The 24,462-nt window shown below is 52.4% G+C and carries 23 protein-coding genes and 1 tRNA gene; 10 read left to right on the top strand and 14 right to left on the bottom strand.

What is annotated here, in order from left to right; genetic code table 11:
• Positions 1–46: 46 nt before the first annotated feature.
• The 6 genes from OGY18_RS10155 to OGY18_RS10130 are packed head-to-tail and all read left to right on the top strand — an operon-like array spanning position 47 to position 5,021.
• The gene (locus tag OGY18_RS10155) at positions 47–784 is read left to right on the top strand and encodes a heme ABC transporter permease (protein ID WP_003027538.1); all 738 of its coding nucleotides are present in this window, start codon (positions 47–49) and stop codon (positions 782–784) included.
• Positions 781–993, top strand: coding sequence for a heme exporter protein CcmD (gene ccmD, locus OGY18_RS10150; protein ID WP_149335130.1), 213 nt, complete (start codon positions 781–783; stop codon positions 991–993). The genes OGY18_RS10155 and ccmD overlap by 4 nt, the downstream gene beginning before the upstream one ends.
• The gene (ccmE, locus tag OGY18_RS10145) at positions 990–1,469 is read left to right on the top strand and encodes a cytochrome c maturation protein CcmE (protein ID WP_003834619.1); all 480 of its coding nucleotides are present in this window, start codon (positions 990–992) and stop codon (positions 1,467–1,469) included. Before ccmD ends, ccmE begins: the two co-directional genes overlap by 4 nt.
• Positions 1,466–3,421, top strand: coding sequence for a heme lyase CcmF/NrfE family subunit (locus OGY18_RS10140; protein WP_008785295.1), 1,956 nt, complete (start codon positions 1,466–1,468; stop codon positions 3,419–3,421). Before ccmE ends, OGY18_RS10140 begins: the two co-directional genes overlap by 4 nt.
• Positions 3,418–3,975 (top strand): thiol:disulfide interchange protein DsbE, encoded by a 558-nt coding sequence (gene dsbE, locus OGY18_RS10135; RefSeq protein WP_003834613.1) that lies wholly within the window; start codon positions 3,418–3,420, stop codon positions 3,973–3,975. Before OGY18_RS10140 ends, dsbE begins: the two co-directional genes overlap by 4 nt.
• Positions 3,972–5,021: a cytochrome c-type biogenesis protein CcmH gene (locus OGY18_RS10130; RefSeq protein ID WP_149384771.1), complete on the top strand. Its 1,050-nt coding sequence runs from the start codon at positions 3,972–3,974 to the stop codon at positions 5,019–5,021. Before dsbE ends, OGY18_RS10130 begins: the two co-directional genes overlap by 4 nt.
• Positions 5,022–5,117: 96 nt before the next feature.
• On the opposite strand, the gene narP is transcribed toward OGY18_RS10130, so the two are convergent.
• The 4 genes from narP to OGY18_RS10110 form a co-directional block, all read right to left on the bottom strand.
• Positions 5,118–5,765: a nitrate/nitrite response regulator protein NarP gene (gene narP, locus OGY18_RS10125; RefSeq protein ID WP_003834605.1), complete on the bottom strand. Its 648-nt coding sequence runs from the start codon at positions 5,763–5,765 to the stop codon at positions 5,118–5,120.
• Between the two features lie 208 nt (positions 5,766–5,973).
• A tRNA-Pro gene (locus OGY18_RS10120) sits at positions 5,974–6,050 on the bottom strand.
• Positions 6,051–6,124: 74 nt separating this feature from the next.
• Complete coding sequence (gene yejM, locus OGY18_RS10115; RefSeq protein ID WP_003834595.1) at positions 6,125–7,885, bottom strand: LPS biosynthesis-modulating metalloenzyme YejM; 1,761 nt, start codon at positions 7,883–7,885, stop codon at positions 6,125–6,127.
• Positions 7,886–7,916: 31 nt separating this feature from the next.
• Positions 7,917–8,144: a YejL family protein gene (locus tag OGY18_RS10110; protein ID WP_003027506.1), complete on the bottom strand. Its 228-nt coding sequence runs from the start codon at positions 8,142–8,144 to the stop codon at positions 7,917–7,919.
• 134 nt (positions 8,145–8,278) lie between these two features.
• Here OGY18_RS10110 and yejK point away from each other — a divergent pair, with 134 nt between their 5' ends.
• The gene (gene yejK, locus OGY18_RS10105) at positions 8,279–9,286 is read left to right on the top strand and encodes a nucleoid-associated protein YejK (RefSeq protein WP_003027504.1); all 1,008 of its coding nucleotides are present in this window, start codon (positions 8,279–8,281) and stop codon (positions 9,284–9,286) included.
• 120 nt (positions 9,287–9,406) lie between these two features.
• On the opposite strand, the gene rplY is transcribed toward yejK, so the two are convergent.
• On the bottom strand, positions 9,407–9,691 hold the full coding sequence (gene rplY, locus OGY18_RS10100; protein WP_003027502.1) for a 50S ribosomal protein L25: 285 nt from the start codon (positions 9,689–9,691) through the stop codon (positions 9,407–9,409).
• A 124-nt stretch (positions 9,692–9,815) separates the two neighbouring features.
• A complete protein-coding gene (gene radD / locus OGY18_RS10095; protein ID WP_286552890.1) occupies positions 9,816–11,576 on the bottom strand; it encodes a DNA repair helicase RadD in 1,761 nt (586 codons plus the stop codon).
• 151 nt (positions 11,577–11,727) lie between these two features.
• On the opposite strand from radD, the gene rsuA reads away from it, so the two are divergent.
• The 3 genes from rsuA (at position 11,728) to OGY18_RS10080 (ending at position 14,319) form a co-directional block, all read left to right on the top strand.
• Positions 11,728–12,435 (top strand): 16S rRNA pseudouridine(516) synthase RsuA, encoded by a 708-nt coding sequence (gene rsuA / locus OGY18_RS10090; RefSeq protein WP_003834586.1) that lies wholly within the window; start codon positions 11,728–11,730, stop codon positions 12,433–12,435.
• 15 nt (positions 12,436–12,450) lie between these two features.
• The gene (locus tag OGY18_RS10085) at positions 12,451–13,641 is read left to right on the top strand and encodes a Bcr/CflA family multidrug efflux MFS transporter (protein WP_003834584.1); all 1,191 of its coding nucleotides are present in this window, start codon (positions 12,451–12,453) and stop codon (positions 13,639–13,641) included.
• Between the two features lie 333 nt (positions 13,642–13,974).
• The gene (locus OGY18_RS10080) at positions 13,975–14,319 is read left to right on the top strand and encodes a YejG family protein (protein WP_085951589.1); all 345 of its coding nucleotides are present in this window, start codon (positions 13,975–13,977) and stop codon (positions 14,317–14,319) included.
• A 3-nt stretch (positions 14,320–14,322) separates the two neighbouring features.
• On the opposite strand, the gene yejF is transcribed toward OGY18_RS10080, so the two are convergent.
• From yejF to OGY18_RS10040, 8 genes are all read right to left on the bottom strand, one after another.
• Positions 14,323–15,912 (bottom strand): microcin C ABC transporter ATP-binding protein YejF, encoded by a 1,590-nt coding sequence (gene yejF, locus OGY18_RS10075; RefSeq protein WP_149384773.1) that lies wholly within the window; start codon positions 15,910–15,912, stop codon positions 14,323–14,325.
• Between the two features lies 1 nt (position 15,913).
• Positions 15,914–16,939, bottom strand: a complete 1,026-nt coding sequence (locus OGY18_RS10070; protein WP_003834577.1) for an ABC transporter permease — start codon at positions 16,937–16,939, stop codon at positions 15,914–15,916.
• On the bottom strand, positions 16,939–18,033 hold the full coding sequence (locus tag OGY18_RS10065) for a microcin C ABC transporter permease YejB (protein ID WP_003834575.1): 1,095 nt from the start codon (positions 18,031–18,033) through the stop codon (positions 16,939–16,941). The genes OGY18_RS10070 and OGY18_RS10065 overlap by 1 nt, the downstream gene beginning before the upstream one ends.
• A complete protein-coding gene (locus OGY18_RS10060) occupies positions 18,034–19,848 on the bottom strand; it encodes an extracellular solute-binding protein (protein ID WP_286552887.1) in 1,815 nt (604 codons plus the stop codon).
• A 100-nt stretch (positions 19,849–19,948) separates the two neighbouring features.
• Positions 19,949–21,508 carry a cyclic di-GMP phosphodiesterase gene (locus tag OGY18_RS10055; protein WP_286552885.1) on the bottom strand — a complete coding sequence of 520 codons (1,560 nt, stop codon included), beginning with the start codon at positions 21,506–21,508 and terminating at the stop codon, positions 19,949–19,951.
• Positions 21,509–21,675: 167 nt separating this feature from the next.
• The gene (gene mepS, locus OGY18_RS10050; RefSeq protein WP_003834567.1) at positions 21,676–22,245 is read right to left on the bottom strand and encodes a bifunctional murein DD-endopeptidase/murein LD-carboxypeptidase; all 570 of its coding nucleotides are present in this window, start codon (positions 22,243–22,245) and stop codon (positions 21,676–21,678) included.
• Between the two features lie 413 nt (positions 22,246–22,658).
• The gene (locus OGY18_RS10045) at positions 22,659–23,372 is read right to left on the bottom strand and encodes a phosphatase PAP2 family protein (protein ID WP_126317672.1); all 714 of its coding nucleotides are present in this window, start codon (positions 23,370–23,372) and stop codon (positions 22,659–22,661) included.
• 33 nt (positions 23,373–23,405) lie between these two features.
• The gene (locus tag OGY18_RS10040) at positions 23,406–24,392 is read right to left on the bottom strand and encodes a CobW family GTP-binding protein (RefSeq protein WP_126317673.1); all 987 of its coding nucleotides are present in this window, start codon (positions 24,390–24,392) and stop codon (positions 23,406–23,408) included.
• Positions 24,393–24,462 lie beyond the last annotated feature (70 nt).

Genomic DNA, 24,462 nt, shown 5'->3' with positions numbered 1-24,462 from the left:
GCTCTGGCACAACGGATTTTAATTTATGGAGTCTGGTGACTGAACTATGTGGAAAACACTTCATCAATTGGCGATGCCCCCTCGGCTCTATCAGATCTGTGGCTGGTTTATCCCGTGGCTGGCGATTGCCAGCGCGGTGGTACTGATAACGGGATGGGTCTGGGGCTTTGGTTTTGCGCCTGCGGATTATCAGCAGGGGCAGAGCTATCGCATTATTTATCTGCACGTTCCGGCGGCAATCTGGTCGATGGGCATTTATGCCTCGATGGCTGTTGCCGCGTTTATCGGCCTGGTCTGGCAGATGAAAATGGCCAATCTGGCGCTGGCTGCGATGGCGCCGATTGGTGCAGTGTTTACCTTTATTGCGCTGGTGACCGGCTCCGCATGGGGCAAACCGATGTGGGGAACCTGGTGGGTCTGGGATGCCCGACTCACCTCTGAACTGGTGCTGCTGTTTCTCTACGTGGGCGCCATTGCGCTGTGGCATGCCTTTGACGACCGCCGTCTGGCAGGTCGTGCCGCCGGTATTCTGGTGCTGATTGGCGTGGTCAACTTACCGATTATCCACTACTCGGTTGAGTGGTGGAATACGCTGCATCAGGGGTCTACCCGCATGCAGCAAAGCATCGATCCGGCGATGCGTACGCCGCTGCGTCTGGCGATCGTCGGCTACCTGTTACTGTTTGTCACGCTGGCGCTGATGCGCATGCGTAACCTGATTTTGATGATGGAAAAACGCCGCCCGTGGGTGAGCGAACTGATCTTAAAAAGAGGCCGCCAATGACCCCTGCATTTGCATCATGGAGTGATTTTTTCGCGATGGGCGGCTACGCCTTGTATGTCTGGCTTGCCGTAGCGATGAGCATTATCCCGCTGGTGGTGCTGGTACTGCATTCCACGTTACAACATCGCGCAATTTTACGCGGTGTGGCGCAGCAGCGGGCGAGAGAAGCGCGTATGCGTGCGGCGCAAGTGCAACGGGAGGCGGCGTGAATATTCGACGTAAAAATCGGTTATGGATAGCCTGTGCGGTACTGGCGGGTCTGGCGTTGACCATTACGCTGGTGCTTTATGCGCTGCGTTCTAATATTGACCTGTTCTATACGCCGGGAGAGATACTCTACGGTAAGCGCGAAACGCAGCAGATGCCCGAAGTCGGTCAGCGCCTGCGCGTGGGCGGAATGGTGATGCCCGGTAGCGTAAAGCGCGATCCGCAGTCGTTGAAGGTGAATTTCAGTATCTATGACGCCGAAGGTGTGGTGGATGTCACCTATGAAGGCATTCTGCCGGATCTGTTCCGCGAAGGGCAGGGTGTTGTTGTTCAGGGCGAACTGGACGAGGGAAATCATGTGCAGGCCAAAGAGGTTCTTGCCAAACATGATGAGAATTACACCCCGCCGGAAGTCGAAAAAGCGATGCAGGAAAACCATCGTCGCCCGGAAAGTGTTTATAAGGATAAAACGTCATGATGCCTGAAATTGGCAATGCGCTGTTGTGCCTTGCGCTAGGCGTGGCGTTACTACTGTCGGTCTATCCGCTGTGGGGCGTAGCGCGCGGCGACGTGCGAATGATGGCCTCCGCTCGGCCTTTTGCCTGGGTTCTGTTTATCTGCGTGATGGGGGCGTTCCTGATTCTGGTCAACGCCTTCGTGGTTAATGACTTTACCGTCACCTATGTAGCCAGTAACTCCAATACCCAGCTTCCGGTCTGGTATCGGGTGGCAGCAACCTGGGGGGCTCATGAAGGCTCGCTGTTGCTATGGGTGCTGCTGATGAGCGGCTGGACGTTCGCCGTTGCGGCATTCAGCCAGCGTATGCCGCTGGACATCGTTGCCCGCGTGCTGGCGGTGATGGGGATGGTCAGCGTTGGCTTCCTGCTGTTTATTCTGTTTACCTCCAACCCGTTTGCCCGTACGTTGCCCAACTTCCCTATTGAAGGGCGCGATCTGAACCCGTTGTTGCAGGATCCGGGGCTGATTTTCCATCCGCCGTTGCTGTACATGGGGTATGTCGGTTTCTCCGTGGCCTTCGCGTTTGCGATTGCCGCGCTGATGAGTGGACGACTGGACAGTACCTTCGCTCGTTTTTCGCGCCCGTGGACGCTGGCGGCGTGGGTGTTCCTGACGCTGGGCATTGTGCTCGGTTCGGCCTGGGCCTATTACGAGCTGGGCTGGGGCGGCTGGTGGTTCTGGGATCCAGTTGAGAACGCCTCGTTTATGCCATGGCTGGTGGGAACGGCGCTGATGCACTCGCTGTCAGTAACCGAACAGCGTGCCAGCTTTAAAGCCTGGACGCTGCTGCTGTCAATCTGCGCATTCTCGCTTTGCCTGTTGGGGACTTTCCTGGTGCGCTCCGGCGTACTGGTATCGGTGCATGCTTTCGCCTCCGATCCGTCGCGCGGGATGTTTATTCTGGCCTTTATGGTATTGGTGATTGGCGGCTCTCTGCTGCTGTTTGCCGTGCGTGGTCACAAGGTCCGCTCACGGGTAAACAACGCGCTGTGGTCGCGTGAATCTCTGCTGTTGGGCAACAACGTCCTGCTGATTGCCGCCATGCTGGTGGTGCTCTTGGGCACGCTGCTGCCGCTGGTGCACAAACAGCTGGGGCTGGGCAGCATTTCGATTGGCGAACCATTCTTCAACACCATGTTTACCTGGCTGATGGCGCCGTTCGCATTGCTGCTGGGAATTGGGCCATTAGTGCGCTGGGGCCGTGACCGACCGCGTAAACTGAAAACGTTACTGATTATCGCGTTTGTCACCACGCTTGTTCTGTCGCTGCTGCTGCCGTGGTTGTTTGAGGATCGCATTGCCGCTATGACGGTGGTAGGGCTGGCGATGGCATGCTGGATATTCGTGCTGGCGATGTCCGAAGCATTCCTGCGTGTTTCCCGCGGAACGAAGTTAACACCAAGCTATTGGGGTATGGTGTCGGGCCACGTTGGGCTGGCGATTACTATTGTCGGTATTGCCTTCAGCCAGAACTACAGCGTTGAACGCGATGTCCGCATGAAAGCGGGTGATAGCGTCAGTATCCATAACTATCAGTTCACGTTCCGCGAAGTGAAAGATATTACCGGACCTAACTACCGGGGCGGTGTCGCCATTATTGGCGTTACCCGAGATGGTAAACCGGAAGCCACGCTGCATGCGGAAAAACGCTTCTATAACAGCACCAGTTCGATGATGACCGAAGCGGCAATTGACGGCGGGTTCACGCGCGATCTGTACGCCGCGCTGGGTGAAGAACTGGATAACGGCGCATGGGCTGTGCGTCTGTACTACAAACCGTTTATTCGCTGGATTTGGGCCGGAGGATTGCTGATGGCGCTGGGCGGATTGTTCTGCCTGTTTGATCCACGCTATCGTCAGCGCGCGCGTCCTCGCGCCGCGGTGCAAAAAAATGCGTCGGAGGCTGTATGAAGCGCAACGCACTGTTAATTCCGTTTATTATTTTTCTGATCATTGCGGCGGCGCTGCTGTGGCAGCTGGCGCGTAACGCTCAGGGGGACGATCCCACGAATCTGGAATCGGCGTTGATCGGCAAGCCCGTTCCGACATTCCGCCTGGAGTCGCTGGAGAATCCAGGTCAGCATTATCAGGCCGATGTGCTGACCCAGGGCAAACCGGTATTGCTGAACGTCTGGGCGACCTGGTGTCCGACCTGTCGCGCCGAACATCAGTATCTGAACCAGCTGTCTGCACAAGGCGTGCGGGTGGTGGGTCTGAACTATAAAGACGATCGTCAGAAAGCCATTGTCTGGCTGAAAGAGCTGGGCAATCCTTACTCATTAAGCCTGTTTGACGGTGACGGTATGCTCGGTCTGGATCTTGGTGTGTACGGCGCGCCGGAGACGTTCCTGATCGACGGTAAAGGTATTATTCGCTATCGCCATGCCGGTGATTTGAATGCCAGGGTGTGGGAGAGCGAGATCAAACCGTTGTGGGATAAGTACAGTAAGGAGGCTGCGCAATGAGATTTTTACTGGGCCTGCTGATGCTGATTATCTCGGGATCTGCGCTGGCGACCATCGATGTGATGCAGTTTAAGGATGAAGCGCAGGAGCAGCAATTCCGTCAGCTTACCGAACAGCTGCGCTGTCCTAAATGTCAGAACAACAGTATCGCCGATTCTAACTCGATGATTGCCACCGACCTGCGCCAGAAAGTGTACGAACTGATGCAGGAAGGAAAAAGTCAGAAAGAGATTGTCGACTACATGGTGGCGCGCTACGGCAACTTCGTCACCTACGATCCGCCGTTGACGCCGCTTACAGTGCTTTTGTGGGTGATGCCGGTAGTAGCGATTGGTTTGGGCGGCTGGATTATTTTTGCCCGTACTCGCCGACGCGTTCGGGTGAAGCTGGAAGAGTTTCCTGATGACGTTATCCCGGATGGCAAGCGCGGTGGATTTGGGTTGTTTGTGCCCGGCATAGTGGTGGCGCTGATCGTTGGCGCGGTGAGCTATTATGAAACCGGCAGCTATAAGCAGGTTCAGGTCTGGCATCAGGCCACTGCTCAGGCTCCGGCGCTGCTGGAACGCGCATTGGATCCGAAAGCTGACCCGCTCAATGAAGAGGATATGACACGTCTGGCGCTGGGGCTGCGCACGCGTTTACAAGCCGATCCTACAAACGTTGAAGGTTGGATCATGCTTGGCCGTATTGGCATGGTACTCGGTAATGCCAGTACGGCCACTGAAGCCTATGCCAATGCATATCGACTGGATCCTAAAAACAGCGATGCGGCGCTGGGTTATGCGGAAGCACTGACCCGTTCATCCGATCCTGACGATAATCGCAGGGGCGGGGAGCTGTTACGCCAGCTGGTGCGCGGCGAGCATGCCAACGTGCGGGTTCTCAGCATGTACGCATTTAACGCTTTTGAACAGCAGCGCTTTGGTGAGGCGGTTGCGGCGTGGGAGATGATGCTGAAATTATTACCGGCCAATGATACCCGTCGGGCGGTGATAGAACGCAGCATTAAGCAGGCGATGGAGCAGCTAACGCCGCAGGAGAAGTAAGAGTCCAGATTACCCGAAGGCGTGCTGCTTTCGGGCCTGTGCGAGCTTTGTAGGCCGGATATGACGCTGCTGCGTCGTCATCCGGCATCTCATTGATTACTGCATGCCGCGCGTTTGCAAAAACAGGATGGTGGCAGCAACGCGAGAACGCACATTGAGTTTGCGCAGCAGGTTGCGAATATGCACCTTCACCGTCTGTTCAGAAATATTCAGCACTGATGCAATCTGTTTGTTCGACAGCCCCTGAGCAAGTTCATGCAATACATCCAGCTCGCGTTCGGTGAGAATGCTGAACGGATCTTCTTGTGCGCCAAACAGGTCACGTTCGCGCAGATATTCGCTAACGCGAGCGCTAAACGCTTTACCCCCCTTGGCGCCGTTACGAATGGCTTCCAGCAAGACTTCAGGATCGCTATCTTTCAGTAAATAACCATCCGCGCCGGCATCAATTAAGGCGTACACATCGCTGGCGGCATCCGATACGGTAAGAATAATAATTTGCGCGGTGACGCCGTCCCGACGCAGCGCATTCAGGGTGTCCAGCCCGCTCATACCTTTCATATTGAGATCCAGCAGGATCACATCAAGGTCCAGACGGTTTGCCAGATCGATAGCACTTGCGCCGTCGCCAGCTTCAGCGACTACGTCAAATGCGGGATCCAGTTGCAATAATTGACTAATTCCCCGCCGCATGAGCGGGTGGTCGTCGACAATCAGCACCCGAAAAGGCGTTACTTCAGGCATACTATTCTCCTGAGCTTTTATTAGTATCATTATTGTTTTCAGCGCATCAATCGTCCAGATTCATCGCGCTGATGAGAAGATAAATTTTACCCCAATTTATGCATGGGTAAGTAGTAAAACCTGTGCTGAAGGTGGTGGTAATACTCAGGAATACAGAATCGCAGGCATAAAAAAACCAACCGCAAGGGTTGGTTTTTTTTGGGATTTTTGGTCGGCACGAGAGGATTTGAACCTCCGACCCCCGACACCCCATGACGGTGCGCTACCAGGCTGCGCTACGTGCCGACGCTATGGCTGCTAATACTACTGCTTTCCGCTACGAATGCAAGAGGATGCCTCACTAACTGATTTATAATTAATCAGTTAGCAATAAATCGTTTCTCATCCGTCAGAACCTGTAGCAGCAGGCTGAGCTGCGGTTTCTGATCTTTAATTTTCTCGCCACGTAAATCATAGGTCTGGTAATTACCGTTGTTGTTCAGTACCAGCGTCATCTCTGGTGTGGTCACTGCCATCGTGCTGCCGTCAGCGGCGGTCACCCAGTAATGGCGGCGTGTAGCATTGAACAAATCCTGCCCCTGCGAGTATTCGTTAGCCGGCGTGCTGACATGCAGCAGGCGCTGCATCAGCGTCGTCATCAGGTCTGTATGATCGGTCAGGCTATTGATGCGCTGGGCAGGTGTTCCCGGCCAGTGAATAACCAGAGGAACCTGCAGATGACCGCGCGACCAGGCAAAGTTGTTCTCTTCCTGCGTCAGCGGCACGCCTCGACCAGCGGTAATAATTACCACCGTGTTGTCCAGTTTACCCGAGTCGCGCAGGGCGCTAAGAACACGGTTAATATTGGCATCCACATCCTGAGCGGCGCTGGCGTAGCGTTTGGCAAAGTTCTTCTGGTTACTGTCATCAAGGTTTGTCCCGTTAAAGGAGACCCAGGAGAACCAGCGATTATCTTCCTGCGCGTAGCGTCCCAGCCAGTTAATCCATTGGCTTGCGGTTTGTTCGTCTGATTGCGTTTGCACGCTCGGCATAGAGAAATCTGACAGCAGCGCCTGACGATAAAGCGGGCTGGTAAAGCCATCCGAGGAGAATAGCCCTAACTGATAACCCTGCTGGTTCAGTGCAGAGATCAGCGCCGCAGGCGTTCGGGTCGATAAAATGCCGTCCATGTAGCTTGGCGAAACGCCGTAGAACAGGCCAAAGATTCCGTTATCCGTGGTGTTGCCTGAGCTCATGTGACGCGTAAAGGAGATATTCTGCCCGGCGAACTCAGCCAGCGCAGGCATCTGCTTTTCAAAGCGTGAGTAGTTCAGGCCGTCTACGGTGATTAGCAGAACGTTCTGGCCGGTGCCCATATCGCGATAGTGCAGTTCGCTGAGCGGGTACTGCACGGAAACCGCTTCCGGATTGCCCTGTTCGATCAGGCGACGCTGATACTCTTGCGCATCCAGCAGGCCATGTTTTTCCAGAAACTTACGCGCCGTCATCGGGTAAGAGAGTGGCAGGTTTGCGCGCTGCATGGTAATCGGGCGATAGAAATTGGCATCAGCCCAGATATACACCACATGCGAGGCGATAAAAGAAACGAAAAAGAATGCCGCTAACGGTTTGGCGAAATGGCGACGACGCGTCAGGCTGCGCAGCTTTTGCCAGCTCCAGGTCGCAAACAACATTTCTATTAACAGGATAACCGGCACGCTGATAAACAACAGTTGCCAGTCACGCGCCGCTTCGTTCTGGTCAGGGTTAATGACCAGTTCCCAGACGATCGGGTTGAGGTGCAGGTGGAAGCGGGTGAAAACCTCGCTGTCGATTAACAACAGCGTCATGCCAGCCGTCGCCAGAATAGCCGATAAGAATCGCATCAGCCTCTGGGACATGACGATAAACGTCAGGGGAAACAGGATTAGCAGATAGGTGGCAAACACCAGAAAGCTAAAATGCCCGACAACGCTCAGGTAGGAATATACACGACCTGCAAGGGTTGTCGGCCAGTCGGCAACAAACAGGTAACGGCTACCGAGAACCATGGCCAACAGAATGTTGAACAAGGCAAACCAGTGCCCCCAGCTAACCATCTGGGAGACTTTCTCACGGTAGCGCTGACGATGAGTTACCATAAACTGTTGTTCGTTTCCCCGGAGCAGGCTCTTAATGCGCTTGGTCGTCGTTTACCGAAGACTGCAATGCGCGGGCAAAAGAGTTGGCAATCGCCTGGCGCTGGGCCGGTGCGATGCTTGTATTGATAAGGTTAGTCACCATATTTCCCAGTACCATCAGGGAAAGGTCGGTCGGCGCCTTATGTTTTTCCAGTACGTTGAGCATCTCATTCAGCAGTTGTTCAACGTGTTCGTCACTATAGCGGGAAATTTGTGGCATAAATCGAAATCAGTCTGTTCATGAAAGGGCAACATATTACCGTACAGACAGTTTTTTTTCTGCTTTTTTATCTTCTATTGCGTCACTGCCCGGCAGGTGGTTGAATACCGCCCGGTCTAAAAGGAGAGTTTATCATGAGTCTGGATATCAACCAGATTGCCCTGCACCAGCTTATCAAACGTGACGAGCAGAACCTTGAGCTGGTCTTGCGCGATTCATTACTGGAACCGACAGCGACGGTTGTCGATATGATGGCTGAGTTGCATCGGGTGTATAGCGCCAAGAATAAAGCCTATGGCCTGTTTAGCGAAGAGAGTGAACTGGCGCAAACGCTGCGTTTACAGCGTCAGGGTGAAGAGGATTTTCTGGCATTTAGTCGTGCCGCGACCGGACGCTTGCGGGACGAACTGGCGAAATATCCTTTTGCCGACGGTGGTATTGTTCTGTTCTGCCATTATCGCTATCTGGCGGTAGAGTATCTGTTAGTTGCTGTGCTGAACAATTTAAGCAGCATGCGCGTCAATGAAAATCTGGATATCAATCCGACGCACTATCTGGATATCAATCATGCGGACATCGTGGCGCGCATTGATTTAACCGAGTGGGAAACCAACCCGGAGTCCACGCGCTATCTGACGTTCCTGAAAGGGCGGGTAGGGCGCAAAGTCGCCGATTTCTTTATGGACTTCCTCGGTGCCAGCGAAGGTCTGAATGCCAAAGCGCAAAACCGTGGCCTGCTGCAGGCGGTCGATGACTTTACTGCCGAGGCGCAACTCGATAAAGCCGAACGCCAGAACGTGCGTCAGCAGGTGTATAGCTACTGTAACGAGCAGCTGCAGGCTGGTGAAGAGATCGAACTGGAGTCGCTGTCTAAAGAGCTTTCCGGCGTCAGTGAAGTTAGCTTCAGCGAATTTACCGCTGATAAAGGTTACGAGCTGGAAGAGAGCTTCCCTGCGGATCGCAGTACGCTGCGTCAGTTAACCAAATTTGCCGGCAGCGGCGGTGGGTTAACCATTAACTTCGACGCTATGTTATTGGGTGAGCGTATTTTCTGGGATCCGGCTACAGATACGTTGACCATCAAAGGTACGCCGCCGAACCTGCGCGACCAGCTGCAGCGCCGCACGTCGGGCGGGAAATAAAACCGTTTGCCGGGTGAGAGCGTTAATGCCTTATCCGGTCGACGAGAACCATCAGTATCGATGACAAAATCCCATAAAAAAACCCCGCCAAGGCGGGGTTTTTCTTCAACTTGTTGGCGATTACGCGCGAACGAAGTCGATGTGAGACAGCTTCGGCTTGAACGGGTGACGCTGTACAGCCTGAGCTTTAACTTTAACTTCTTTACCGTCAACAACGATGGTCAGAACTTCGCTGTAGAATTCAGCTTTAGCTTGCATGTTCATAACTGCATCGTGATCCAGTTCGATAGCAATCGGGGCTTCTGCGCCACCGTAGATGATTGCCGGGAACTTGTTAGCGGCACGCAGGCGGCGGCTCGCACCCTTACCCTGCTCTTTACGTACTTCAGCGTTGATAGTAAACATTTAAATCTCTCTTTAATAATTCCTGCTACAGGCGACCCAGCAACAGGTAAGTGATCTGCTTTGCGTATGCAAAAGCGGGCGAGATTCTATACTCAAACGGCTGGTACATCAATCAAAAGTACGATTAACCGCGTAATTCATGTGCCCGACGAAAGCGTCCTTCATAATCGAAGACCTTTTCACGGACCTGCCAGTACTGACCTTTCATACGCGCCACCACGAAATCAGGATGCCGTAACAACGCCTGCTGATTGAGGATATCGGCGGCGGTTATCCAGCGTAAGGGTATACCGGGTGTTCGGGTGTGCGGGCGAATAAACAGTTGTTCGAAGGCCGTACGCTGCGCGGGAGTGTGCAGGCGAAAGCGTTCGCTGACGTCAGCGCCATCTTCATCGTAATAGGTGATTTTCAGCCATTCGCCTTTATCATCCTGCCCGTTTTGTAACACCATACCGCTACAGCGCAGGACCAGCGCATCTTTGAGCCTGAGCGCGGCTTTCAGCATGTCATCCGGGTCAACCAGCACCGCGTCGCACTCCCGACAACGGCGGGCGGCGATGTCATTTTCCGCGTTGCACTGTGGGCAGTTTTTAAAACGGAAACGAAAATCGCACTGTTCGCGATGGCCGTCATCATCTTCAAACCATCCCTGGCAGCGGCGGCCAAAATGTTCAATCAGCGTGCCGTCTGCCGTGGTTTTGCCCCAGAAGGTGTTTGCAAATCCGCAGGCAGGACAGAACACCTGTACCGGAACGTTGTCGCTTTTTCCTTTCGGAGCACCCACTTCCGGTGCGTACAAATCGTGCGGGTTGCCGGCATAATCGAGGATCAGACAGTCGGTTTTACCCGGTGCAAGGCGCAACCCACGACCGACAATTTGTTGGTAAAGGCTAACTGACTCTGTTGGGCGCAGAATAGCGATAAGGTCGACGTGCGGGGCATCGAAGCCGGTGGTCAGGACCGACACATTCACCAGATAGCGAAAGCGCTGGGCTTTGAACTCTTCAATCAGCACGTCTCGCTCAGCGCCTGGCGTATCTCCAGTGATTAGCGCGGCGTCGTCAGCGGGCAGCAGGCCCAGAATTTCTTTGGCGTGCTCAACGGTGGCGGCGAAAATCATCACCCCTTTGCGGGTTTGGGCAAACTCGATAATCTGGCTGATGATATGCGGCGTTATTCGCTGCTGCTTTTTCAGCTCCTGATTCAGATCCGCTTCGCTAAACAGGCCGTTACTCTGTGCCTGCAGGCGGCTAAAGTCATACTGCACGACCGGCATGTCGAGGCGTTCTGGCGGCGTCAGGTAGCCGTGTTTAATCATGTAGCGCAGCGGTAATTCATAAATGCAGTCGCGAAACAGCGCTTTTTCATCGCCGCGCACCATTCCATGATAATGAAAATGATATACCCAGCCCTTACCCAAACGAAAAGGTGTGGCGGTAAGCCCGAGCAGACGTAAGTGGGGATTTACTTTAGTCAGGTGAGTGAGGATTTGCTGATACTGACTCTCTTCATCATCGCCAATACGATGACATTCATCGACGATCAGCAGGGAGAATTCACCCTGAAAGGCGTCCAGATTACGCGCTACCGACTGTACGCTGCCAAAGACTACTTTCCCGTGGCTCTCTTTACGCTTCAGGCCTGCGGCAAAAATATCGGCTTCCAGCCCCAGTGCACAATATTTGGCATGGTTTTGTGCGACCAGTTCTTTGACGTGCGCCAGTACCAGTACGCGACCACGTGCTACGCGGGCCAGTTCTGCAATCACCAGACTTTTGCCCGCGCCGGTTGGCAGGACGATAACCGCTGGCGTGCGGTGGTGGCGAAAATGGTTGAGCGTGGCGTCCACGGCTTCTTTTTGGTACGGGCGAAGAGTAAAAATCATGAGCTCATTAAGGTAAACAGCAACAATGTATAGTATGCCATGAATCATTTCCCTTGAGGGATGGTGTAACACCGCTATACTGGGCGGATAACAGTCCCACTTTTCGGGCGTAAACCCGCTTCTCGTTTTTTTACAGGCAAAAATCACACTCATGCGACTTGATAAATTTATCGCTCAGCAACTCGGCGTCAGCCGCGCTATTGCCGGGCGTGAGATCCGTGCTAACCGCGTTACCGTCGACGGTGAAATCGTTAAAAACAGTGCCTTTAAGCTGCTACCAGAACACGACGTCGAATATGACGGTAATTCCCTGGTTCAACAAAATGGCCCGCGCTATTTTATGCTGAATAAGCCTCAGGGTTATGTTTGCTCAACGGATGACCCGGATCATCCGACGGTGCTCTATTTCCTTGATGAACCGGTTGCCTACAAACTGCATGCGGCAGGGCGTCTGGATATCGACACCACCGGACTGGTACTGATGACCGATGACGGACAGTGGTCGCATCGTATCACCTCTCCTCGTCACCATTGTGAGAAAACCTATCTGGTGACGCTGGAGTCGCCAGTGGCAGACGATACCGCCGAGCAGTTTGCCCGTGGCGTACAGTTGCATAATGAAAAAGACCTGACCAAACCGGCTGTTCTGGAGGTCATTACGCCAACTCAGGTGCGATTGACCATCAGCGAAGGGCGCTATCATCAGGTAAAACGTATGTTTGCCGCGGTGGGTAACCACGTTGTGGAACTGCACCGTGAACGAATTGGTGACATCAGGCTTGATGACGATCTGGAGCCGGGTGAATACCGTCCATTGACCGAAGAAGAAATCGCCAGCGTTAACTTAACCCCGCGTTAATTTCAGGAGCTAAATGTGACCACCCGGCAGAACTCGTCAATTGCCATAGTCTTTATCCTTGGCTTGTTAGCCATGCTGATGCCGTTGTCGATTGATATGTATCTTCCGGCGCTACCTGTTATCTCAGAACAGTTTGGTGTGCCTGCGGGTAGCGCGCAGATGACCCTCAGTACCTATATTCTGGGGTTTGCAGTGGGGCAGTTGCTCTATGGCCCAATGGCTGACAGCATTGGGCGCAAGCCGGTGATTCTGGGCGGAACGCTGGTGTTTGCGGCGGCGGCAGTGGCCTGCGCCCTGGCGCAAACTATCGATCAACTGATCGTGATGCGTTTCTTCCACGGTCTGGCTGCCGCGGCGGCGAGCGTGGTTATCAACGCCCTGATGCGCGATATCTATCCGAAGGAAGAGTTCTCGCGCATGATGTCATTCGTCATGCTGGTGACCACAATTGCGCCTTTGTTGGCACCTATCGTGGGTGGTTGGGTGCTGGTATGGCTGAGCTGGCACTATATCTTTTGGATCCTCGCCATGGCGGCTGTTCTGGCGTCGGTGATGATCTTTACGCTAATCAAAGAGACCCTGCCTGTAGAGCGTCGCCAGCCGTTTCGCCTGCGTACCACTATTGGCAACTTTGCCTCGCTGTTTCGTCATAAACGAGTGCTGAGCTATATGCTGGCCAGCGGGTTCAGCTTTGCCGGGATGTTCTCGTTTCTGAGCGCCGGACCCTTTGTTTACATTGAGATTAACCACGTTTCACCGCAGCATTTCGGTTATTACTTCGCACTTAACATCGTATTCCTGTTCGTGATGACTATCATCAACAGCCGCTTTGTGCGTCGGGTTGGGGCATTGAATATGTTCCGTACTGGTCTGTGGATCCAGTTCGTGATGGCGGGATGGATGGTCTTTAGTGCACTGTTTGGGCTGGGGTTCTGGGCTCTGGTCGTTGGCGTTGCGGCGTTTGTTGGCTGTGTATCGATGGTGTCATCAAACGCCATGGCGGTTATCCTGGATGAATTTCCGCATATGGCAGGAACGGCGTCATCGCTGGCTGGGACATTCCGCTTCGGCATTGGCGCCATTGTCGGGGCCCTGTTGTCTCTGGCGACCTTTAACTCGGCCTGGCCAATGATATGGTCGATCGCATTTTGCGCTACCTGCTCAATTCTCTTCTATCTTTACGCCAGTCGCGCTCAAAAACGGTGATCTATTACACAACCTGGGGGCCATAAGGTCTCCAGAGTTGATGTACATCAACCGCAAATCTATCATTTCCCCTGCTTATGTTTATTTTATGTAAAATCAATTTATGTAAAAAGTCACATCATTGTAGTTAAAAAGGTTGAGTTAGATCGCAGAAACGAGTACATATAGCCCGGAAATATGCCAGAACCGTTGAATAAATTTAATTACTGGGTTCTGTAAGCAGCATAAGTACTGGATGTAAACGTTTACCAACTGTCTAAAGACGTATTGTCAATGATGTGTTAATATTGATGTAAAATAATTGTGAAGTGATTGTGCTTCCAGGGAAAGAAAGTGATGACATTACAACTCTCAATCGTTCATCGTCTGCCGCAGAGCTATCGTTGGTCGGTGGGTTTCGCAGGTTCGAAAGTTGAACCGATTCCGCAAAACGGTCAGAGTAATGAGAACAGCCTGGTGGCACTCAAATTGCTCAGCCCTGATGGTGACAGCGCGTGGTCAGTCATGCATAAGCTCAGCCAGGCCCTCAGTGATATCGAGGTTCCTTGTTCCGTACTGGAATGTGAAGGGGAGCCGTGCCTGTTTGTGAATCGCCAGGACGAATTTGCCGCGACCTGCAGACTGAAAAACTTCGGCGTGGCTATCGCAGAACCGTTTTCAAACAACAATCCTTTTTGAGCGTCAGCTTAGCGCGAGCAGCTGACGCGTATAGGCTTGCTGTGGCGCGTTAAATACGTGCTCGCATTGCCCTTGCTCCACGACCTCTCCCTGACGTAGCACAATAACCTGATGGCATAACGCGCGTACTACGTGCAAATCATGGCTGATAAAAATATAAGCTAGCCGATGCTTTTCCTGTAAGGACTTTAACAACGTCAGGATTTGCGCCTGTACGGTCCTGTCGAGCGACGATGTTGGTTCATCCAGAATGATCAGGGAAGGTTTAAGAATCAATGCCCTGGCAATAGCAATGCGTTGGCGTTGCCCGCCAGAAAACTCCGCAGGATAACGATGCCGTGTTTCGCTATCCAGTCCCACTTCCGCCATCACCGCTTTCACCTGTGCCTCGCGCTGTTCAGCTGACAGGGTAGGCTGATGAACGCGCAACCCCTCCTCGATAATCTGTAGCACGCTCAGGCGTGGGTTCAGCGAGGAGTTGGGATCCTGAAACACTACCTGAATGCGGTGCCGGACCGGTAACAGCTGGCGACGATTTAAGGTATGCAGCGCCAGACCATCGAACACAATGCTTCCCTGTGAGGTGATTAACCTCAGTAACGCCAGCCCGGTGGTGCTTTTTCCGGAGCCTGACTCTCCAACCAGCCCCAGCGTTTCACCGGGCCGAAGGGAAAAACTGACATCGTTAACGACGACGTTGTGGTCCACCACGCGTTTCAGGATACCTTTGCGGATAGGAAAGGCGACGCGAAGCTTTTCTACTTCCAACAGCGGGGCTTGTCCGACAGGCAAAGGTACCGGGTCGCCGGAAGGTTCACTGTTTAGCAACTTCTGCGTGTAGGGATGCGTTGGCGCAGCGAGCAGTTGTACCGCTTTATTTTGCTCTACACACTGACCGTTTTGCATGACCGCCACGGTATCGGCTAGCTTTTTCACAATGCTCAGGTTGTGGGTGATGAACAGTAATCCCATGTTCAGCTCACGCTGTAACTCCCGCAACAGCTGCAGGATCTGCGCCTGTACGGAAACGTCCAGCGCGGTAGTCGGTTCATCAGCAATAAGCAGCTCTGGTCGTGTCAGCAACGCCATGGCGATCATCACACGCTGGCGTTCACCGCCGGAAAGCTGGTGCGGGTAGTCTGCGAGACGTTTGGCTGCCTGACGGATGCCAACGCGATCCAGGCAGGTCAGGATTTCTGCCCGCGCCGCCTCCCGACGCATTCCCCTATGCAGCGACAGCACTTCATAAAGCTGTTTTTCCAGATTGTGGAGCGGGTTCAGTGACACCATCGGCTCCTGGAAAATCATGGCGATTTTATTCCCCCGTACGCCGCGAAGCGTCTGCTCGTTGGCGTGAAGTAATGATTCACCATGAAAACGGATGTCCCCGGAAGGGTAAACTACCGGAGGGGACGGTAACAACCGTAGGATAGAAAGCGCGGTCACGCTTTTACCCGAGCCAGATTCACCCACCAGCGCCAGCGTTTGTCCGGCATCAACCCGTAGTGAGAGGGCATTGACTACGGTGCGCACGGTCTCTTGTTGACGAAAACCTACCGATAAATTCTCAATGGCTAACAGAGGTTGTGTCATTTTAAATCGCCTTGTTGGGATCAAACGCATCGCGTACCGCTTCACCAATAAAGATCAGTAGCGATAGTAGCAGGGCAACGGAGATGAACGCGGTGATGCCAAGCCACGGTGCCTGCAGGTTGTTTTTACCCTGCAACAGGAGTTCTCCCAGTGATGGCGAGCCAAGCGGTAAACCGAACCCAAGAAAATCCAGTGAGGTCAGAGTAGTTATCGAGGCGCATAAAATAAACGGTAAAAAAGTCAGGGCCGCGACCATCGCGTTGGGCAGCATATGACGCAGAATAATACTGCGATCGCTTACGCCGAGCGCCTGAGCGGCTCGAATGTAATCAAAGTTTCGGGTACGTAAAAATTCCGCGCGCACCACGCCAACCAGACTCATCCAGCCAAACAGTACGGTAATGCCCAGCAGCCACCAGAAGTTAGGCTGGACCACGCTCGATAGCAGAATGATGAGAAACAGCGTTGGCATTCCTGACCAAACTTCAATGAATCGTTGCCCCCACAGATCCACCTTGCCGCCATAATAGCCCTGAATTGCGCCAGCCATAATGCCCATCACGCTCGAACAGAGGGTGAGCATTAGACCAAACAAGACAGATATACGTGTGCCGTAGAGGATGCGTGCCAGTACATCACCGCCGTTAGCGTCTGTTCCCAACCAGTTTTGTGCGGAAGGCGGGGAAGGGAAGGGCTTATCGGTGGCAAAGTTAATGCTGGTGGCCCCAAAGCGTATTGGTGCCCACAGGATCCAGCCCTGGTTTTCCAGGCGCTGTTGTAGCCACGGGTCCTGATAATCAGCCTGAGTCGCCAGCGGTCCGCCGAAGTCGCTTTCACTGTAGTTTTTGAACAGGGGGAAATACCAGCTATTGTCGTAGCGCACCAGTAGCGGCTTATCATTGGCAATCAGTTCTGAACACAGGCTAAGGCCGAACAGCACCAGAAAAATCCACAGCGACCAGTAGCCGCGACGGTTGTGGCGAAAGCGCGCCCAGCGGGCCTGATTGACGGGGCTTAATCGCGACATTAGCGTCCCTCAAAATCAATACGAGGATCGACCAGCGTATAGCTGATGTCGCTGAGGATATTCAGCAGCAGACCGATCAGGGTGAAGATATAAAGCGTGCCAAACATTACCGGGTAGTCGCGTGATACGGTAGATTCATAACCCAGCAATCCCAGGCCGTTAAGTGAGAACATCACTTCAATCAGCAGTGAGCCGGTAAAAAACATGCTGATAAACGTTGCCGGGAAGCCAGCGATCACCAGCAACATGGCATTGCGAAACACATGTTTCCACAGAATATTTTTCTCGCTGACCCCTTTAGCGCGTGCGGTGACGACATACTGTTTGCGCACCTCATCCAGAAATGAGTTCTTGGTCAGCATAGTCAGCGCGGCAAACCCACCAACCACCGTCGCAAGCACCGGCAGGGTAATATGCCACAGATAGTCGGTCACTTTCTGATACCAGGGCAGGGAGTCAAAATTGGCGGATACCAGCCCGCGAAGCGGGAACAGGTCGTAGTAGCTTCCCCCGGCAAAAAAGACGATCAGCAAAATGGCAAACAGAAAGGCCGGTATGGCATAGCCGATAATAATAAATGCGCTGCTCCAGACATCAAACCGGCTGCCGTTATGCACCGCTTTGCGGATCCCAAGCGGTATCGACACCAGGTAGATGATGAGCGTACTCCACAGCCCCAGCGTGACGGAAACAGGCAGGCTGTCTTTGATAAGCGTCAGCACCGAGGCGCTACGAAACAGGCTGTCACCGAAATCGAAACGAATGTAATCCCAGAGCATTTTGAAGTAACGCTCATGAATGGGCTTATCGAACCCATAGCGGCGAGTGATTTCGGCGATCACTTCCGGGTCCAGACCCCGGCCGCCTCGATAATTACTGTCGCTGATGTTACCCACGCCGGTTTGCGCGTGGCTGGCACGAACGCCTTCGCTACCTGCGCCGGGTAATGCTCCGCTTTGCCCGAACTCAATGGCGGCGACGGCCTGTTCAACTGGACCGCCGGGGGCTATCTGCACGATAAAAAAGTTGATGGTGATGATGGCCCAAAGCGTTGGGATCACCAGCAGCAGACGTCGAATCAGATAAGCGCCCATTTATTCTCCCTGCCGCCTGGCTGCGGGCAGCTTCGCCGCTTTGTTGACGTCATACCACCAGTTGTCGAGGCCAATAGTATAAATTGGGCGAATAGCAGGATGTGAAAATTTATCCCACCATGCAATGCGATCCTCTGCCATAAACCACATAGGCAACATGTAGTAGTTCCAGGTTAATACCCTGTCCAGCACCCGGCCCAGTGGGATCAATTTGGCTTTATCGCCTTGCGCCGCGATGATTTGGTCGATCAGTTTATCAATCACCGGGCTTTGTACGCCGGGGGCGTTGTAGCTGGAATCAATATATTGAGAGGCCCACAGAATTTGCAGGTCCGAACTCGGCCACGGCATCGCACGATACAACCTCGGCATCATGTCATAGTCGCGACTGCGCAGGCGGTTCGTGATTTGTGAGTTATCCACCTGGCGGATATTCATGGTAATGCCTAAGCGCTGTAGGTTGTGCTGGAACGGCAGCACCCACTGACTGTTGCTGCCCGCAGGGAGCAACAGTTCAAAGCTCAGAGGTTTACCGCTGGCGCTGTTTACGCGCTGCTGACCCTTTAGTATCCACCCGGCCTGTTCCAGTAAGGTATCGGCTTTCAACAGATTGTCGCGATCGTAGCCATCGCCTTTTGATTTTGGCGGCTGATAGATTTGGCTAAAGACCTCAGGGGGAAGATCCTTTTTCAAGGGCGCGAGTATCACCAACTCATCCGCGTCGGGGTATTTTGTCGCGGCATATTCGGTATTCTGAAAATAGCTGTTGGTCCGGCTCCAGGCGTTATAGAACAGCGCTTTATTCATCCATTCAAAATCAAAGGCCAGCGTGATGGCTTCCCGCACCCGTCGGTCGCTGAATACCGGACGCTGAATATTAAATGCCAGCCAGCGGGTATCCTGCGCGGACTCGTTTTTTTGCTCATCTTTGATGATGTAATGATTCGCGAAATTTTTCCCGGTATAACGCGTCGCCCAGTTTTTAGCATCATTTTCAAGACGCAGATCAAACGCACCGGCCTTAAACGCTTCAAAGGCGACGTTATCATCCAGATAGTAGTCGTAGCGGATGGTATCAAAGTTCCAGCGTCCACGATTGACGGGCAGATTAGCGGCCCAATAATCTTTGACGCGCGAATAGACAATATACTGGCCCATCTTCCATTTGGTAATGCGATAAGGGCCGCTGGCGAGCGGTGGCGATGATAAGGGATCGCTGAGCTTATGATCTTTCCAGTACTTCTCTGGCATCACGGGTAATGAAAACAGGCTGAGCATGTCCTCTTTACCCGGTTTGGCTAATTCAATGCGTACGGTTAATGGCGCGATGGCTTTTACCGTTGTTCCTTTGTAGACCAGACGAAACTGCGGCACGCCTTCAGTCATAAATTTGTGGAAGGTGAATGCGACGTCGCGGGCGGTAATGGGTGAGCCATCGTGAAAACGCGCGCGTGGATTAATGGCAATTTCTACCCAGGAATAGTCGTCAGCATAGCGTGCGCTTTCGGCAATGAGCGGGTAATAGCTACCAGGTTCATCGTCAGAGGTGGTAAATAGCGTATCGTAAAGCGTTTCGGTACGTGCGCCGGGATTGCCACGCATCGCATAGCGGTTGAAGTTATCGAACGTACCAATCGCGGAGAGGGTGATTTGCCCGCCTTTGGGGGCGGCTGGGTTGACGTAATCAAAGTGGTTAAAGTTAAACGCGTACTTCGGTTCACCCAGTACGGCAAACGCATAGCTTTCTTTGATGGATTGCGCCTGGACGCTAAACCCGATGAGGGCGATAAACAGCAGCAGTAGGCGAGGGATCATATAAAAGCGATTTCCTTTTCCTGCCACAACCCGACGGGCATCATGCCTGAAAGATAAGGGATGTAGCGGCGAGTGAGAGTATATGAATCGCATACTGCGATCACCACGTCGGCTTATTGGGCTGTGCCATCCAACGCACAAAATCAGCAAGCTGTAATGGTCGGCTAATCCAGTACCCCTGGAAAAAATGCACCCCACGATCGCGCAGCCAACGGGCTTGCTCAGGAGTTTCTACCCCTTCCGCAACCGTCAGCATATTAAGACGTTTAGAAAGTGTCAACACGGCGTCCAGTACCGGAGAAGTCAGTGTTTCCGTCCCAATGGCGTTAATAAACCCGCGATCGATTTTCAGGTAGTCAACGGTAAACCGTTCCAGGTAAATAAGCGCACTATGACCGGTGCCAAAATCATCAATCGCAATTTCAAAACCTGCGGAATGCAGCCATTCAAATAGCTTTGTGGCCTCGTGCTGATTGAGCATATCTCGTTCAGTGATTTCCAGTACTATCTGAAAATAGTCTGCGGGAAGCGAAGCGTGCAGGTGCCGAATGTCGTCTTTAAACGTCTCGCCATGCAGATGTGATGGCGCGATATTGATCCCCAATTTTGCGCCAGCGGGAAATACCTTTTGCAGCGTCGGGGCATCCTGGGCGATCAACTTAAAGAGATGCTGAGTCAGCGGGACAATCATTTTCTGTGATTCAGCGTAATGAATAAAGGCATCCGGTGGGATCTCGCCCGTTGTTGGGTGATTCCAACGTAACAGGACCTCGACGCCTTTCACTTCCAGCGTTTGCATCTCTACGACGGGCTGGTACACCACATAAAACTGGTTATGTTTGATGGCGTTGAGGATATCTTTGCCTGGGCGTAAACGGATGCTGTAGATGTAGTACCAGAGGAGAAGGGAGGCAATAATCCCGGCCATACATCCCAACAAAATAGAATACCAGACGTCGGTATAGTTCCACTCTTGTGCGTATAAGCGAATTTTAAGCGGGATCCCTTCAAGAGTGGCCTGCCGCCAGGAGGTATGAGGAAGAGCGGAGACATCGATGATTCGCGATGAGAATGTCGAAATTGCGGTATTACCGACGATAATAGCAATACCGTCAAAATCATCCTGCCGGGCGGTATAGAGTAGGTAAGGCGCCAGATTGATATTCAGTGAGGTAAATACGCCGCTATCATTGAACGACGCGTTTCGGTGCCAAATCATGATCGCTGGTTTGTCCGGCATCATGGGCGTACCGGGAAGTAATTCCACATCAATATTTCTGCTGATATCGAGGTTCGGGATCAAATCTAAAATCGGAGTGAACATGGAACCTGTTGCGGAAGAGCAGAAAGCGATGCCGTCTTTTACCAGTAAAAAAGCGCGAACGTTCAGGCTAAAGGCTGCACTGGAGGTCAGTTTAGCGCTGACTTGTTGGCAACTGTTGGCAACCAGCGGCTGAAGGGCATCGGTGTTGGTTTTGAGGTCGGTGAAGTAGCTGCTGACGTAATTCTGGATATCGGCAAGGAGCGTGTCGTACTTAACTTCTCGTTTATGCCAGGTGACGAAAAACTGCAGGGTACTCACGAGTATTGCGACGATAAGCCCCGTTAACATACAGGAAAGCAGGATTTTCCGACCGGATGAAGAAGAGCGTCTGAACATAGATCCTTATTTTACCTGATTTAACCGCTTACTCTGTATGAATATAACCTGAAATGACTCATGTTGTGAGATTTTTCTTAGTCGCAGGGTGAAACAAAAAAGCACCGCCGAAGCAGTGCTTTTGGAATGTCTCATCAGGATAGCCAAGGGATAGCTGCCAAACGAAACTAACTGCGGCTCAGAACCCGGCGAGCTTCGTTGTAGCGTTTTTTCCAGTAAGGCTCGTTCATGCTGGAAATGATAACGCCACTGCTGGTCGAGGCATGTACAAACTGGTTGTTACCGATATAAATACCGACGTGACGGCCGGTAGAGCCAGCACGGAACAGAACCAGATCGCCTGTGCGCAGATTAGTGCGCGAAACGGATTTTCCCGTTTCCTGTTGTTCATAGGTTGAGCGCGGAAGCTCTAAACCAAATTGCTCGCGGAATGTACGCTGCACGAAGCTTGAGCAATCAATACCTTTTTTGGTGCTGCCGCCAAGGCGGTAACGCACGCCTTTCCAGTCAGCATACTGGTCCATAATACGTGATTTAACATCGATATTACGTACCATATTTTCAAATTCATCCTGAGAGGCTTGCAGTGAAGAGTTATCTCCATTGCCCACAGCATGCGTCTCAGAATGCATATTCTTGGCGGTGTTCGTTGTGCTACATGCAGAAAGCAGAACCGCAACTGCTATCGCGGGGATGCCCCGCAAGATATATCTCAAAATCGGTTGAGATTTGACCATTTTGTTTGTTTTCCCTTGAAGTCCTTAACGATAAATATCGTTATAAAAAATGCCAAACGTGACGAGACTAATTACCATCGCACGATGAGACAATTCCTTAAGGTCAAATCTGTGGCAGAACGCACAAATTTATTCTGAAAGGGAATAATTATCCCGCGAGGCAAAACGAGTTCGAGATTACCCGATCGTTCCGGTCAATGCGAGTGATTTTACGTGATTTCTTATAAGAAAAATTGATACAGAAAGTGAATAAACGGCATTGTCTAAATTAAGAACAATCAGGGTAAAAAATACGCAACCTACTCATTTTAAACATGAATAAGATGACAGGGGAATGACAATCAGAATGATGAAATATTGCCCGGCATCATCAGGGAATCAGAAGCATCCCTGATGATGTTAATTACTCTGCGTTATTTGTTTAAAAATTGTTTGTTTTTGCCGGGGAGATAATTCACGAACAGAGTGACTAATCGGTCACTTAATGGCGTCATTAGCCACCAGGGAAGGCCAATCAAGACCACCGTCATGGAACCAACCACGATATCAGTGAGCCAGTGAGCGCCAATCATTACGCGTGGAAAGGCAAAAACCACAGCAATAATAAGGCCGATTATTCCTGCGACTTTTCCGAAATAACGCAGCATAAATGCGGAAAAAATAAGCAGCATCATGCCGTGATCGCCAGGAAAACTGTCTCTCGACGCATCTTTGGTCGGAATATGCAGCAGTTCGCTGACGCGATAAATATTATCCAGCATCAGGGTCGGGCTGGCGCGTTTAACGGGAATAAGCGCCTGGCCCAGCTGATTTAATACCACTGCGGTGAGCAGCATAACCAAACCGATAGCTACAATACGTCGGCGACCTTCCGACGTCTCTTTGAGCCAAAAGTGCAGCATCAATGCGCCCATAGCCAGCAATGAGCAGCCATCAAATGCCCGATTATTGGTAATAGCAACAACCCATAAGAACAGTGGGCTTTCCACCAGTTTATGATTAAAGAAGCGGAAAACGCCCGTATCCAGTGAAGACCAGAACCCATGCCCGACTGGAATATACCAGGACATAAACAGTGCCAGGCCCGCAATATTTAGCAGGAGGATTGAAGGGTATCGGGTTTTCATCGTCGTTTACCATTGCTAAAAACGAAGGCAACCTTACGCGCTAGCGTCTAAACGAAGTCTCAACAACGCGCTCTGTAACGCATTCCAGTCGGTCTCGGTATCGGCGATGAGTTCAATACGGCTATCGGGTGGTGCGACGTTTTGCGTCTCTATATGCCAGTCGTCTCCCTGGCGGTTAATGCGTACCAGTCCTTCTTTAATACGCATTACCCCCTTCACGCGTCCAACAGGAGCAAGACGCGACCATTCCAGCAGACCGATGGTATCGAACACTGTATCGGCGTCAAAAATCCAACCGCAGGCCTGATGGCCCTGACCGCTGTTCAGGCTACGACGCCAGCGCTGCTGTGCGGGTAAGCTCAACGCTGCCAGCCCCTTTTTGTTGGCATGGCTATGGGCGTGCTCCGCGCTTGCAGGAAGCTCCGCCAGGTTTAGTCGGGGCAAATTCAGTAGCTGTCCGTCAATTTGCCCATGGTCGGCATGAACTAACTGGCGATTACCGCCGTAGTGTTGCCACCAGCTTTGCAGGGCGTTTTCGCTTTCCGTCGTGGCACGGTCGGTTTTGTTGGCAACAATGATATCAGCGGCGGCCAGCTGATCGCGGAAATTGTCATTGGCGACGCTTTTCTCATCCAGTAACAGGCGAGGATCAAGGATACAGAGGGTTGCGCGCAGATCGATCCACGGCTCATAAACCGGTGCAGTGAGTAAATCCAGAATCTGTTTGGGATGCCCGAGGCCGGTGGGCTCAATCAGCAGACGGTCGGGTTTTCCCTGACGCAGCAGCGTATTGAGGCCAACCTGCATTGGCAGGCCGTTAACACAGCACATACAGCCGCCGGGGATCTCTTTTAGCAGCGCACCGCTGTCGGCCAGCAACGCGCCATCAATGCCAACTTCGCCAAACTCATTAACCAGCACGGCCCACTTTTCAGCAGGATCTTTGTTTGCCAATAAATGAAGAATAGAGGTGGTTTTGCCACTGCCGAGAAAACCGGTGATGAGATTGGTTTTAGTCACATTTACTCCAGAATCATAAATTACCGTAATGGCATTTAACAATCCTGGCGAAAAACGGGGAAAAAGAGAA

This window comes from Citrobacter sp. Cpo142 (assembly GCF_030332425.1).
Lineage (GTDB): Bacteria > Pseudomonadota > Gammaproteobacteria > Enterobacterales > Enterobacteriaceae > Citrobacter > Citrobacter portucalensis.
This window is presented reverse-complemented; position numbering and strand designations above follow the sequence as displayed.